We start from the raw sequence: 13,654 nt of genomic DNA on the forward strand, positions 1-13,654 counted from the left end.
ATGATGACCATCCAGATCCAGCCGCTGACCGGTTCCGTTGGTGCCGCCGTGACCGGCGTCGACCTGAACCAGCCGCTCGACGATGCCAGCTTCGACATCCTGCACCGCGCATTCCTGGAATACGGTGTGCTGGTATTCCGCGGCCAGCACCTGCAGCCCGCGGCGCAGGTCGCCTTCGCGCGGCGCTGGGGCAAGCCGGTGCAGGGCAACCCGCTGCTCAAGGGCCTGACAGAGTTCCCGGAGCTGGCCCAGGTGACCAAGATTCCCAAGGAGACCGCGTCGACCGAGGCCTGGCATTCGGACTCGATCTACACCGAGGTGCCGCCCAAGATCTCGATCCTGTCGGCGGTCACCATCCCGGTTGGCGGCGACACCATGTGGTGCAACCAGTACGTGTCCTACGAGCGGCTGTCGCCGGCGATGCAGCGCATGATCGAAGGGCTGCGCTGCCGCTTCTCCGGCGCGCGGCTGGCCAAAATGACCGGCTCCGACAAGGTTCCCGCCGCCGTGCATCCGATCGTGCGCACTCACCCGGAAACCGGCCGCAAGGCGCTGTACGTCGGCCATCCCGATACCGCGCAGTGCATCGAGGGCATGACCGAGGCGGAGAGCCGGCCACTGCTCGACTTCCTCTACGAGCATTCGGTCTCGCCCGACAACGTCTACCGCCATATGTGGCAGCAGGGCGATGTGCTGATGTGGGACAACCGCTGCACCATGCACTACGCGGTGCACGACTACGGCAATGCCGAACGTGTCTTGAACCGCGTCACGCTGGAAGGCGAAGTGCCGCGCTGAGCCGCAACGCCACAGACCGGCGCCGCCATGCGGCGCCAATCCGGAGAATGAAGATGCTGATAGGGATCCCGACTGAGTCGCGGGCGGGGGAGGCGCGTGTTGCCGCGACGCCGGAGACCGTAAAGAAGTACGTCGCCCAGGGCCACAAGGTGGTCGTGCAGGCCGGCGCCGGCGTTCGCGCCAGCCAGCCCGACGGCGCGTATGAAGCGGCCGGTGCCACCATCGGCACCGCTGCCGAAGCGCTGGGGGCACAGCTGGTGCTCAAGGTGCGCGCGCCCGACGACGCGGAACTGGCACAGATGAAGCCGGGGGCCGTACTGGTGGGCATGCTCAATCCCTTCGATGCCGAGAACAAGCCTGGACAACGAGCTGTTCTACATGGACAAGACCATGATGGTGTTCGGCGACGCCAAGAAGGTGGTCGAGGACATGGTCAAGGCTGCCTGAGCCGCGCGGCAAGCCGACAACGAAGGCCACACGGAGAACGAATCGATGCAAGCAGCCCAAGCGGCGCCGCCCGACGCAGGCGGCACGGGATTCGACAACGCCGCGCTGGCGGCGCTGCTGCACCGCGAAGGCCTGATCGCGCAGCCCCGGCTGACGCTGGAGCGCCTGGCGGGCGGTCAGTCCAACCCGACCTACCGGATCGCGTGCGGTGCGCAGCAGTACGTGCTGCGCACCAGGCCGCCGGGACAGCTGCTGTCATCGGCGCATGCCATCGACCGTGAGTTCCGCGTCATGCAGGCGCTGCGCGACAGCGACGTGCCGGTGCCGCGGGTCCACCTGTACAGCGAAGACCTCGCCGTCGTGGGCAGCGCGTTCTACGTGATGGACTTCCTGCAGGGCCGCGTCATCTACGACCAGTCGCTGCCCGGTGTGGCACGCGGGCGGCGCGCCGCCCACTACCGCGAGATGAACCGCGTGATCGGCGCGCTGCACCGGGTGGACTACCGCGCCGCCGGCCTGCAGGATTACGGGCGCACCGGCGGCTACGTGGCGCGCCAGCTCGCACGCTGGTCCGCCCAGTGCCGCGATGCCGGCATGGACGGCAACCCGGCACTGGCGGCGCTGGCCGAATGGCTGCCGCACCACGTTCCCGATGCCGACCGGACCTGCCTCGTGCACGGCGACTACCGCATGGACAACCTGGTGTTCCACCCGACCGAGCCGCGCGTGCTGGGCGTGCTGGACTGGGAGCTGTCCACGCTGGGCGACCCGCTGGCTGACCTGGCCTACCACTGCATGAGCTGGCATATCCCGGCCGACCTGTGGCGCGGCATCGGCGGACTGGACCTGCAGGCGCTCGGCATTCCCAACGAGCAGGCCTACCTGCGCTGGTATGGCGAGAGCAACGGCACGCACGCGCTCGAACACTGGGACTTCTATCTTGCCTACAACTTCTTCCGGCTCGCGGCGATCATGCACGGCATCGGCCAGCGCGCCCGCCAGGGCAACGCGGCCGCGGCCGATGCCATGGAGACGGGCCGGAAGGCCGTGCCGCTGGCCGAGCTGGGCTGGCAGTTCGCGTTGCGCTATGGTGCTGCGGGCCGGTAGCGGTACCAAGCGCTGAAGATTTCTTTCGATCCGCCTCATGAGGTGCTTCCTGTGCCAGCCCCGCGGTCAGGGCCGCCAGGAACTCACAGGCTGTGCAGTGTCGCCAACGGTACATGGCAAGCTGTGAACGACAGCGCTCTGCTCTTCATCGATGCGCGGCCCCCGAGGTCCCGGCGGCAGCCGCCGGAACCGTCCCATGCTTGCAGCCACCTCACCTATAGTGATCGTGGCAGTGCCAAGCAGGGGGATTAGCGATGAGCATCGAATCGAATGCGGAAGGCGACATGCATGCCCGGGAAGTGCCGGGCGGGGAGCAGTACGCCAGCGGCGATGCCGAGGACTCCAGCGTGCGGGAACACCCTCGTTATCAGCAGATGTTCCCGGTCCTGACGGAAGCGGAAATCGAACGGGTGCGGCGCTTCGCCAGCGTCTGCCACTACGCTCGCGGGGAATATCTGTACCGGGTTGGCAATACGTGTCCCGGTGTATTCGTCATCCTCTCGGGGAAGGTCCGCATCGTTGCTCCCGAAGGCCTGCGTGAAAAGCGGATCATCCACATCTATACGCAGCACGGCGAATTTACTTCGGATATCACGCAACTATCGAGCAAGCCGGCCGTGGTGGATGCGCACGTCGATGAAGATGTTGACGCGTTGCTGCTGCGACCGGATGACCTCAGCGCACTGATCATTCGGGAAGCCGATATCGGCGAGAAAATCATGCGCGCGCTGATCCTGCGGCGTGCGCTGGCGGTCGAGCGTGGGCGCGGGCTCGTGATCGTCGGCGCTGCCGGCAATCCGCGCCTGCTGGCGCTACAGGATTTCCTGCGGCGCAATGGCTTTCCATACATGGCCCTCGACGCCGAAGCCGATGTGGATGCCATTGCACTGCTCGAGCACCTGACGCCCCAGCCTGACGACTTTCCGCTGGTAGTCTGTCCCAACGGCACTACCTTGCGGAATCCGGATGTGGGGCAGCTTGCATCGTGCCTGGGACTGGTGCCGGAATTCAAGCCGAGCCACGTCTACGATGTGGCAATCATCGGCGCCGGGCCCGCCGGACTGGCGACCGCTGTCTATGCAGCATCCGAAGGCTTGTCCGTGGTTGTGTTCGACTGTCGTGCGCCGGGTGGGCAGGCGGGCTCGAGCGCGCGTATCGAGAACTACCTCGGATTCCCGACCGGCATCACGGGGCACGAGCTGGCGAGCCGCGCTTTCGTCCAGGCGCAGAAATTCGGCGCCCATATCGGTATCCCGTGCGAAGTCAAGGCTCTGTATTGCGACAAGCAGCCGCTTGTCGTCGAGCTTGCCGACGGTCAACGCATCTGCTCGCGCACCGTGGTGATCGCCTCGGGCGCCGAGTATCGACGTCCGGCGGTGGACGGCCTGGCGCGCTTCGAGGGCGGCGGCGTCTATTACTGGGCAACGCCGCTCGAGGCCAGGTTGTGCCGGAACGAGCCCGTTCTGCTGATCGGGGGCGGCAATTCGGCGGGACAGGCGGCCGTCTTCCTTTCATTGCACGCCGAACATGTGCACATGTTCATCCGGGGCACGACGCTGGACGACAGCATGTCGCGCTATCTCGTGGAACGCATCAAGTCGCTGCCGAACCTGACTTTGCATACGCGCATCGAGCTCCGCGCGCTGGAAGGCAAGACGCAACTTGAACGGGTGCATTATCGTGGCGCAGGAGGCGCCGAGGGCAGCATGACGACCCATCACCTGTTCGTGTTCATCGGGGCCGAGCCGAACACGGGGTGGCTGCGGACCTGCGGGGTATCGCTCGATGACAAGGGCTTCGTGCTGACTGGCCCCGACGTCGCCGATGCGCCGCCGCAAGCCCTGCCGCTGCAGACAAGCGTGCAAGGCGTGTTCGCGACCGGCGACGTACGTTCGGGTTCCACCAAGCGCGTCGCGTCGGCGGTCGGCGAGGGCGCGGCCGTGGTCGCACAGATTCATCGCTTCCTGACAGAAGCACGCACCGCACGTCAGGCTACGCCTGCCTGAGGGGCCAGCCCAGCGACAAGATCCCACTGCTGCACATGCAGGTGGGCAGCGTTGCACCATCAAAAACTGCTTGCGCTTCATAACTACGACTAATAGAATCGTAGTTATGGTCCGTTCGGGTGCCGCCGATATGCCAAGGGTGCGCTGCCTGGGTCAAGAGTCGGGAACTGCATGTTCCGTACGCTGAAATGGCGATCGGAGCTTTTATGGCCACCAGCGCACCAGCGACCTCCAGTTTTGAGGCTGGATTGAGGTAAGGGCGCATCGACTCAAGAGTCTCAAAGATGCATGGAGTGAAGAACGATGAATCGCAAGTCTCGACAAACGCTGCTCGCCGCTGCCCTCGTGGCAATGCTGGGGGCCGGTGTGGCAGCCTCCGTGCTGCGTCCCTGGCACGGCGGGGAAGCGCAGGCCACCACGCCGCCGCCGGCACCGGCTGTGGAAGTGGCGGCAGTGGTGGGCCAGACCATCACCGAATGGGATGAATTCTCGGGCCGCATCGAGGCCGTGGACCGTGTGGAGATCCGTCCCCGTGTGTCCGGCACGATCGAAACGGTGCATTTCCGCGATGGCTCGATGGTGACGAAGGGCGACCCGCTGTTCACGATCGATCCGCGCCCCTATGCGGCCGAAGTGGCGCGCGCCGAGGCGGCGCTGGCTGCGGCGCAGGTACGGGCGTCGCATGCGCAGACCGAAAAGGCGCGCGCGCAACGCCTGCTCGACGATAGCGCGATCTCGCGGCGCGAGTTCGACGAGCGCATCAACGCGGCCAGCGAGATGTCGGCCGACGTCCGCGGCGCGCAGGCGGCGCTGGAGGTGGCGAAGCTGAACCTGGGCTACACGCGCATCGTTGCGCCGGTCACAGGCCGGGCGTCGCGCGCCGAGATCACGGTGGGCAACCTCGTGGCGGCCGGCGCGGCATCGCCGCCGCTGACCACGGTGGTATCGGTCTCGCCGGTGTACGCGAGCTTCGATGTCGACGAGCAGAGCTACCTGCGCTACACGGCGCCGAGCGCTGGTGGTGGCAAGGGCGACCTGCCGGTGTTACTGGGGCTGGCCAACGAGGATGGCAATCCGCACCAGGGCCGGATCCATTCGATCGACAACCGGCTCGACACGCGCAGCGGCACGATCCGCGTGCGCGCGGTCTTCGACAACGAGGACCGCCGCCTGCTGCCAGGGCTGTATGCGAAGGTCAGGCTCGGGGGCGGCTCGCCGTATCCCGCCGCGCTGGTCAACGACCGCGCCATCGGTACCGACCAGGGCAAGAAGTTCGTGCTGCTGGTGGACAAGGGCGGCAAGCTCGCGTACCGCGAAGTCGAACTGGGGCCGACGTACGAAGGGCTGCGCGTGATCCGCAAGGGCCTGCAACCGGGCGAGAACATCGTCGTGAACGGCCTGTCGCGCGTGCGCCCCGGCGACACCGTGACCCCGAGGCCGGTGGCGATGGCCTACCGCAGCGAACTTGAGTCGCGTGGCAGCACGACCGACCGCAAGCAGGCCGCGGCTGAGGGGAAGGCCGGCAAGGCCGGCAAGGGCAGCGTGAGCTGAGTCCCGACCTCCGTCACAGACCGAATCCGAATTTCCCGCCGAGGTTGCACATGGCGTCTGCTCCGGCGGACCGCCAGCGGGGACTGCTTTCGCCGAGACCAAGATGAATTTCTCGAAATTTTTTGTCGACCGCCCGATCTTCGCGGGCGTGCTGTCGGTCCTGATCTTCCTGATTGGCGCCATCTCGATGTTCAAATTGCCGGTCTCGGAGTACCCGGAAGTGGTGCCGCCGTCAGTGGTGGTGCGCGCGCAGTTCCCGGGCGCCAACCCGAAGGTGATCGCCGAGACCGTGGCCACGCCACTGGAAGAGCAGATCAATGGCGTCGAGGACATGCTCTACATGAACTCGCAGGCCAATACCGACGGCACGCTGACGCTTACGGTGACCTTCAAGCTGGGCACCGACCCGGACAAGGCCCAGCAGCTCGTGCAGAACCGCGTCTCGCAGGCCGAGCCGCGCCTGCCGGAGGATGTGCGCCGGCTGGGCATCACCACGGTCAAGAGCTCGCCGGACCTGACCATGGTGGTCCACCTGGTCTCGCCCAACGACCGCTACGACACGACCTACCTGCGCAACTACGCGCTGATCAACGTGAAGGACCGCATCGCGCGGATCCAGGGCGTGGGCCAGGTGCGGCTGTTCGGCGCGGGCGACTATTCGATGCGCGTGTGGCTGAATCCGGAGAAGATCGCCGAGCGCGGCCTCGCCGCATCGGACGTAGTGCGCGCCATCCGCGAGCAGAACGTGCAGGTGGCGGCAGGCGTGCTCGGCCAGTCGCCGGCGCTGCCGGGCACCGACCTGCAGCTGTCGGTGAACGCGCAGGGCCGGCTGCAGACCGTGGAAGAGTTCGGTGACATCATCGTCAAGAGTTCGCCCGACGGTGTGGTCACGTACCTGAAGGACATCGCGCGCATCGAACTGGGCGCGTCGGAATACGCGCTGCGTTCGCAGCTCGACAACAAGTCCGCCCTGTCACTGCTGATCTTCCAGTCGCCGGGAGCGAACGCGATCGATATCTCCAACGAAGTGCGCAAGACCATGGCCGAGCTAAAGCAGAACATGCCGGAAGGCGTGGCCTACAGCATCGTCTATGACCCCACGCAATTCGTGCGCCACAGCATCGAGGCGGTGGTCCATACGCTGTTCGAGGCGATCTTGCTGGTGGTGCTGGTGGTGATCCTGTTCCTGCAGACGTGGCGCGCGTCGATCATCCCGCTGCTGGCGGTGCCGGTGTCGATCGTCGGCACCTTCGGACTGATGCATGCGTTCGGCTTCTCGATCAACGCGCTGTCGCTGTTCGGGCTGGTGCTGGCGATCGGCATCGTGGTGGACGATGCGATCGTGGTGGTGGAGAACGTCGAGCGCAATATCGAGGAAGGCTTGTCGCCGAAGGAAGCCACCTACAAGGCCATGCGCGAGGTGAGCGGCCCGATCATCGCCATCGCGCTGACGCTGATCGCCGTGTTCGTGCCGCTGGCCTTCATGACCGGCCTGACCGGCCAGTTCTACAAGCAGTTCGCGCTGACGATTTCGATCTCGACCATCATCTCGGCCTTCAACTCGCTCACGCTGTCACCCGCGCTATCGGCCCTGCTGCTGAAGAGTCATGACGCCCCCAAGGACTGGCTGACGCGTGGCATGGACAAGGTCTTCGGCAAGTTCTTCGTCCGCTTCAACCGCTTTTTCGGCCGCAGCTCCGAAAGCTATGGCCGTGGCGTGAAGGGTGTGATCCGCCGCAAGGGCTCGGTCTTCGGCGTCTACGCGGTGATGCTGGTGGCCGCCTGGGGCGTGTTCCAGCTGGTGCCGAAGGGCTTTGTGCCGGCGCAGGACAAGCAGTACCTGGTCAGCTTTGCCAAGCTGCCGGACGGCGCCACGCTGGACCGCACCGAGGACGTGATGCGCCGCATGTCGGAGATCGCGCTCAAGCATCCGGGCGTGGAATCGGCCGTTGCCTACCCGGGCCTGTCGATCAACGGCTTCACCAACAGTCCGAGCGCCGGCATCGTCTTTGTCACGCTGGACCCGTTCGAAATGCGCAAGAGCAAGGAGCTGTCGGGCAAGGCCATTGCCGCGGACCTGAACAAGAAGTATGCCGCGATCCAGGACGCGTTTATTGCCGTGTTCCCGCCGCCGCCGGTTCAGGGCCTGGGCACGATCGGCGGTTTCAAGCTGATGATCGAGGACCGCGCCGCACTGGGCTATGACGCACTGTTCGACGCCACCAACGCGTTCATGACCAAGGCGCGCGCCACGCCTGAGCTTGCCGGCATCTTCAGCAACTACCAGGTGAACGTGCCGCAGCTTGATGTGCAGCTGGACCGTACCAAGGCCAAGCAGCTCGGCGTGCCGGTGACCGATGTGTTCGATACGCTGCAGACCTACCTCGGTTCCGCCTACGTCAACGACTTCAACAAGTTCGGCCGGACCTATCAGGTCAAGGTGCAGGCGGATGCGCAGTACCGCCAGCATGCCGAGGACATCCTGCAGCTGAAGGCGCGCAGCGCCAGCGGCGAGATGGTGCCGCTGTCGTCGCTGGTGCAGGTCAGGCAGGGCTTTGGCCCGGACAGCGTGATCCGCTACAACGGCTTCACCGCCGCCGACCTGAATGGCGGCCCGGCGCCGGGCTTTTCGTCGGGCCAGGCGCAGGCTGCCGCCGAGCGCATCGCCGCCGAAACCCTGCCGAAGGGAATCGGCTTCGAATGGACCGAGCTGACCTATCAGGACATCCTGGCTGGCAATGCGGGTGTGTGGATCTTCCCGCTGTGCGTGCTGCTGGTTTTCCTGGTGCTGGCCGCCCAGTATGAAAGCCTGACGCTGCCGCTGGCCGTGATCCTGATCGTGCCGACCAGCCTGCTCGCCGCCATGACGGGCGTATGGCTGACGCAAGGCGACAACAACATCTTCACGCAGATCGGCTTCATCGTGCTGGTGGGGCTATCGGCCAAGAACGCGATCCTGATCGTGGAGTTCGCGCGGGAGCTGGAGCATCACGGCCGCACCGTGGTCGAGGCCGCGATCGAGGCCAGCCGCCTGCGCCTGCGCCCGATCCTGATGACGTCGTTCGCTTTCATCATGGGCGTGGTGCCGTTGGTGGTGTCCAGCGGTGCCGGCTCGGAGATGCGCCAGGCAATGGGCGTGGCGGTGTTCGCGGGCATGCTCGGCGTGACCTTCTTCGGTCTGTTTTTGACGCCGGTGTTCTATGTGGCGTTGCGTTTGCTGGCCACCCGTGGCCAGCGCCGCGCGCAGACGGCGCAAGTCGAACACCATGCTGTGGCATTGGCTGAATAACGCATGTTTGCTTCCCTCTCCCGCAAGCGGGAGAGGGGAGCTACCTCGGCGGCGTTGAAGCCGCCGGAGCACAGAACAGTCAAGGAAACACAAATGATTGCCCACATCACAACGCAGTTGCCCCGAATCGCCACACTAGCGGCCGCGCTGATCCTGGCCGGCTGCTCGCTGGCGCCGACCTACAAGGTGCCGGAGACCGTCACCGTGCCGGCCTTCAAGGAAGCTGAAGCCGCGCAGGCCGAGAGCGCGCAATGGAAGACCGCCACGCCCGCCGAAGGCCAGCAGCGCGGTGAGTGGTGGAAGCTGTTTGGCGATGCCGATCTGGACCGGCTGATCGACGCGGCCAACACTCACAACCAGGAGCTGGCCGCGGCGGCGGCGCGCCTGAAGCAGGCGCGTGCGTTCACCGGCGCCACCGAGGCGGACCGGTACCCGCAACTGAGCGTGGGCCTGGACCCGACGCGCTCCCAGTCGTCGGCCGCCTCGCAGGGGCTGCCCGATGGCGCGCGCGTGGCGCCCCGGACGGTGCTCAAGGCCCGTGCGTTCGCCAGCTATGAGCTTGACCTGTTTGGCCGCGTGGCCAGCAGCGTGAACGCCGCGCGCGCCGACGAGCGGGGTGCTGAGGAGCTGTACCGGTCGGTGCAGCTGGCGCTGCAGGCCGACGTGGCGCAGGCCTACTTCGCGCTGCGCACGCTGGACAGTGACCGCGAGCTGCTCAATGCGACGATCAGGCTGCGTGAGGGCGCGCTGTCGCTGCTGCGCAAGCGCTACGAAGCAGGGGAGACCACCAACCTGGATCCGGCCCGCGCCGAAAGCGAACTGGGCACGGCGCGCTCCGACCTGGCCGGCATCGAACGCCGCCGAGCCAACCAGGAACACGCGCTGGCCGTACTGACCGGCGTGGCGCCCGCGCAGTTCGGACTCGCCGCCCGGCCGTTCGATACCGCTCCGGTGGCCGTGCCGGCGGGGCTGCCGTCGGAACTGCTCGAGCGCCGGCCCGATATTGCGGCGGCGGAGCGCCAGATGGCAGCAGCCAATGCGCGCATCGGCATCGCCCGCGCGGCGTTTTTCCCGCGCATCTCGCTCACGGCGCTGTTCGGCTTCGAGTCTTCGGACCTGTCGAACCTGTTCCAGTGGTCGTCGCGCACGTGGCTGCTGGGCCCGCTGGTCGGTTCGACGGTGGCGCAGACCGTGCTCGACGGTGGCCGCAACCGATCAAACCTGGCTGGCACCCGCGCCGCGCACGAGGAGAGCGTGGCGCGCTACCGGCAGACCGTGCTGTCGGCGTTCCGTGAGGTGGAGGACAGCCTGGCCGATGTGCGCTGGCTCAGCCAGCAGGCCACGGCGCTCGACGGCGCCCTGGCCGGCGCGAAACGGGCGCAGCGCATTTCGCGCAGCCGCTACGATGCCGGTGCCGTTGACTACCTGACCGTGATCGACGCCGACCGCACCGTGCTGCAGTCGCAGCGCGATGCTAATGCGGTGGCAGGCTTGCGTGCCGCGGCGACGGTGTCGCTGGTGCGCAGCCTCGGGGGCGGATGGAGCCAGCGGCAACAATCCTGACGGCGCGCCTTGCGGTTCCCGCAGAAGTTGTATAGCATTTCAACTACGATATACAAAGTCCTAGTATGCTATGTCCCAAATCAGTACAGGCGTTGAATACAGCATCCACTGCCTGCTGTACCTGACGCGGTCGCCGGCGGCTGTGGAAGAGGCGAGTGTCCGTGACCTGGCTGAGCTTCAGGGCGTTCCACACGACTTCCTGGCCAAGCTGTTCACCAAGCTGGCCAAGGCCAAGCTGGTAGTCGCCACGGAGGGCATCAAGGGCGGATTCCGGCTCGCGCGGCCTGCCAACCACATTACCGTTCACGATGTCGTGGTCGCGATCGACGGCGAGAAGCCGCTGTTCGACTGCCTCGAGATCCGCGGCCGCTGTGCCGTCTTCAATGACGACGCACCGGGTTGGGCGACACGTGGCGTTTGTTCGATTCACGCCGTCATGCAGGCGGCGGAGAAGGCGATGCGAGCGGAACTGAAACGGCATACCCTGGCCGACCTTTCTCAGCGCGTCAATGACAAGACGCCGGCCAGCTACGGGGTGCAGGTTGTCAACTGGCTGTCGGATCGTGCGGCCAACCGGCGGGGCGAAAGAGCTGCGCCCACGCGCGGGGGTTCACGCAAGAACGCCTGAGGTCCGCGCGTTCAGGTCACCGGCATTGCCTTGAGGCTCCTCATCGCTTGAGGGGCTTTTTTTCGCCGGCTTTTTCAAACTCGTCACATCTGACCTGCCAGCGATGCGTGACTAAACAGCGACTGCTTTACTCGTTGTTTACGTCTATACTTGCTCTTGATCCCCACACCACAGGAACTGGAGCTTTGATGAACCTTACGCATTCCCCCGGCCTGCTCGACAAGAACATCTGGACCGGCCAGCTCTTTACCGGGCGCTGGCAGGCTGGCAGCTTCGCGACCGGCGTGATCGAGCCCGCTACGGGCCGGGAACTGGGCCGTATCGGCATGGCCGATATCTCGACGATTGCCAGTTCGGCCGAGGCCGCGGCGAAGGCGCAGCCGGGCTGGGCCAGCCTGCACTATGAAGAACGCGCATGTGTGCTGCGCAGGGCTGTGCGAGTTGCCGAGACACATTTCGACGAGATCGTCGGCTGGATCGTGCGCGAAGGCGGCTCCACGCGAGCGAAGGCGGCGTTCGAGACCACGATCACCATCAAGGTTCTGCAGGAAGCCGCAGGGCTGCCATCGCGCTCAGCCGGAGAGGTATTGCCTTCCGTGCCCGGGCGGCTGTCGCTGGCACGCCGGCGGCCGCTTGGCGTAGTTGGCGTCATCTCGCCGTTCAATTTCCCGCTCTACCTGGCGATGCGGGCCGTTGCGCCGGCGCTGGCGCTGGGCAACGCGGTGGTGCTCAAGCCCGATCCGCGCACGGCGGTGTCCGGTGGCTTCGTGGTCGCGCGGCTGTTTGAACTCGCCGGCCTGCCGGCTGGCGCGCTGCACGTGCTGCCGGGCGATGGTGCCGCCGGTGCGGCGCTGACGGCCGATCCGAATGTGGCGATGATTCAGTTCACCGGTTCCACGGCCGCGGGCCGCAAGGTCGGGGAGGCCGCGGGCCGGCACCTGAAGAAAGTCTCGCTGGAGCTGGGCGGCAAGAATTCGCTGATCGTCCTCGATGATGCCGATCTCGATCTCGCGGTTGCAAACACCGCATGGGGCACCTTCCTGCACCAGGGCCAGGTCTGCATGGCCACCGGGCGCGTGCTGGTGCAGCGTGCCATCCACGACCGGTTCGTCGGGAAGCTGGCGGCCAAGGCCGCGAGCCTGACCGTCGGGGATCCCGCTGAAGGCGACGTCGCGCTAGGGCCGCTGATCAATGAAAGCCAGCGCGATAACGTTGCCAGGATCGTCAGCGACGCACAGCGTTCCGGTGCCCGCATCGCAACCGGCGGCGGGTATCGCGACCTGTTCTTCGAGCCGACCGTGCTCAGCGACGTCACACCGGATAGTCCTGCCTTCAGCGAAGAGATATTCGGGCCGGTGGCCGTGGTGGTGCCGTTCGACACGGATGAAGATGCGATTGCGCTGGCCAACCGTACCGAGTACGGGCTGTCGATGGGCATCGTCTCCAGTAATGTCGGCAGGGCATTGCGCATGGGGGAGCGCCTGCGCACCGGCATGCTGCATATCAATGACCAGACCGTCAACGACGAGGCCATCAACCCGGTCGGCGGCGTGGGCGCGTCTGGCAACGGTACCAGCATCGGCGGAGCGGCCAACTGGGAGGAATTTACCCAGTGGCAATGGATGACCATTCAGGGCGAAGCGCCGCAGTACCCGATCTAGGGCTTCCAGAAGCAACAATCAGAGATCAATGCTTGAGCGCCGCCGGCGCCTTCGGGTCAGGCAAGGTGAAGGCGATGGTCTCCGTGGCCAGGATCTTGTGGCTGGGATCGGCCAGTTCGAGCCGAAGCTTGTGGGCCCCCGGGGGCAGCCCCACTACGATGACGGGATCCTCGTTGGTGTGGGCCCAGGTAATGTGCGAGTCGTCGACCGTCACATGAAGATGCCCGATGCGCGGCGATACCTGTGTGGCGGTCTTGCCGAACACCGGCATGACACGGAAGTGTTCGGTCCGGAACTGCACGATGACGACACCGCGGGCCAACGGTTCGGCCAGCGGCGGATACGGGACCAGCCTGGGCGCCTGCTCGGATTCGAGTGGAAGGATTGCCGGGGGGCGGATGGGATCCGGTGCGCCTTGTGCAAAAGCCGTCACGCAGAGTGCCAGGGCGGGCGCGGCGACGGACGCATGTCTCAGGGGGGAACGCATGATTGTTGTCCTTCCTTTTTGGAGGAGGAGTTTCGTCGACGCACGAGCCGATGCCGGTCCGTGCGTAAGTACAGAGTAGTCGCTGGCACAGCCGGCGACAGTATTTGCACAGCACGC

The 13,654-nt window shown here is 65.9% G+C and carries 9 protein-coding genes and 1 pseudogene; 9 read left to right on the top strand and 1 reads right to left on the bottom strand.

The window, feature by feature from the left end; translation table 11 throughout:
- The first annotated feature begins 3 nt into the window (after positions 1-3).
- From ACAD63_RS24025 to ACAD63_RS24065, 9 genes and pseudogenes are all read left to right on the top strand, one after another.
- Positions 4-798 carry a TauD/TfdA dioxygenase family protein gene (locus tag ACAD63_RS24025; RefSeq protein ID WP_135703965.1) on the top strand — a complete coding sequence of 265 codons (795 nt, stop codon included), beginning with the start codon at positions 4-6 and terminating at the stop codon, positions 796-798.
- Positions 799-851: 53 nt separating this feature from the next.
- A pseudogene (locus ACAD63_RS24030) lies at positions 852-1,151 on the top strand (NAD(P)(+) transhydrogenase (Re/Si-specific) subunit alpha); the annotation flags it as partial.
- Positions 1,152-1,290: 139 nt separating this feature from the next.
- Positions 1,291-2,352: a phosphotransferase gene (locus ACAD63_RS24035; RefSeq protein ID WP_434034449.1), complete on the top strand. Its 1,062-nt coding sequence runs from the start codon at positions 1,291-1,293 to the stop codon at positions 2,350-2,352.
- A 254-nt stretch (positions 2,353-2,606) separates the two neighbouring features.
- Complete coding sequence (locus ACAD63_RS24040; RefSeq protein ID WP_135703091.1) at positions 2,607-4,358, top strand: FAD-dependent oxidoreductase; 1,752 nt, start codon at positions 2,607-2,609, stop codon at positions 4,356-4,358.
- Positions 4,359-4,661: 303 nt separating this feature from the next.
- Positions 4,662-5,909, top strand: coding sequence for an efflux RND transporter periplasmic adaptor subunit (locus ACAD63_RS24045; RefSeq protein ID WP_135703090.1), 1,248 nt, complete (start codon positions 4,662-4,664; stop codon positions 5,907-5,909).
- A 103-nt stretch (positions 5,910-6,012) separates the two neighbouring features.
- Positions 6,013-9,198: an efflux RND transporter permease subunit gene (locus tag ACAD63_RS24050; RefSeq protein WP_135703089.1), complete on the top strand. Its 3,186-nt coding sequence runs from the start codon at positions 6,013-6,015 to the stop codon at positions 9,196-9,198.
- A gap of 93 nt (positions 9,199-9,291) precedes the next feature.
- Positions 9,292-10,761, top strand: a complete 1,470-nt coding sequence (locus tag ACAD63_RS24055; RefSeq protein ID WP_135703088.1) for an efflux transporter outer membrane subunit — start codon at positions 9,292-9,294, stop codon at positions 10,759-10,761.
- A gap of 70 nt (positions 10,762-10,831) precedes the next feature.
- Positions 10,832-11,389, top strand: coding sequence for an RrF2 family transcriptional regulator (locus ACAD63_RS24060; RefSeq protein ID WP_135703087.1), 558 nt, complete (start codon positions 10,832-10,834; stop codon positions 11,387-11,389).
- 188 nt (positions 11,390-11,577) lie between these two features.
- Positions 11,578-13,050 (top strand): benzaldehyde dehydrogenase, encoded by a 1,473-nt coding sequence (locus tag ACAD63_RS24065; protein ID WP_434034450.1) that lies wholly within the window; start codon positions 11,578-11,580, stop codon positions 13,048-13,050.
- A 25-nt stretch (positions 13,051-13,075) separates the two neighbouring features.
- On the opposite strand, the gene ACAD63_RS24070 is transcribed toward ACAD63_RS24065, so the two are convergent.
- Positions 13,076-13,537, bottom strand: a complete 462-nt coding sequence (locus ACAD63_RS24070) for a DUF6130 family protein (RefSeq protein WP_434034451.1) — start codon at positions 13,535-13,537, stop codon at positions 13,076-13,078.
- Positions 13,538-13,654: the final 117 nt, after the last annotated feature.

Source organism: Cupriavidus sp. a3, assembly GCF_051015765.1.
Classification (GTDB): Bacteria; Pseudomonadota; Gammaproteobacteria; order Burkholderiales; family Burkholderiaceae; genus Cupriavidus; species Cupriavidus oxalaticus_A.

Coding starts and splice junctions, on each gene's coding strand:
- ACAD63_RS24065 (WP_434034450.1), top strand. CDS start 11,578: ATGAACCTTACGCATTCCCCCGGCCTGCTCGACAAGAACATCTGGACC.
- ACAD63_RS24040 (WP_135703091.1), top strand. CDS start 2,607: ATGAGCATCGAATCGAATGCGGAAGGCGACATGCATGCCCGGGAAGTG.
- ACAD63_RS24035 (WP_434034449.1), top strand. CDS start 1,291: ATGCAAGCAGCCCAAGCGGCGCCGCCCGACGCAGGCGGCACGGGATTC.
- ACAD63_RS24060 (WP_135703087.1), top strand. CDS start 10,832: ATGTCCCAAATCAGTACAGGCGTTGAATACAGCATCCACTGCCTGCTG.
- ACAD63_RS24050 (WP_135703089.1), top strand. CDS start 6,013: ATGAATTTCTCGAAATTTTTTGTCGACCGCCCGATCTTCGCGGGCGTG.
- ACAD63_RS24045 (WP_135703090.1), top strand. CDS start 4,662: ATGAATCGCAAGTCTCGACAAACGCTGCTCGCCGCTGCCCTCGTGGCA.
- ACAD63_RS24055 (WP_135703088.1), top strand. CDS start 9,292: ATGATTGCCCACATCACAACGCAGTTGCCCCGAATCGCCACACTAGCG.
- ACAD63_RS24025 (WP_135703965.1), top strand. CDS start 4: ATGACCATCCAGATCCAGCCGCTGACCGGTTCCGTTGGTGCCGCCGTG.
- ACAD63_RS24070 (WP_434034451.1), bottom strand. CDS start 13,537: ATGCGTTCCCCCCTGAGACATGCGTCCGTCGCCGCGCCCGCCCTGGCA.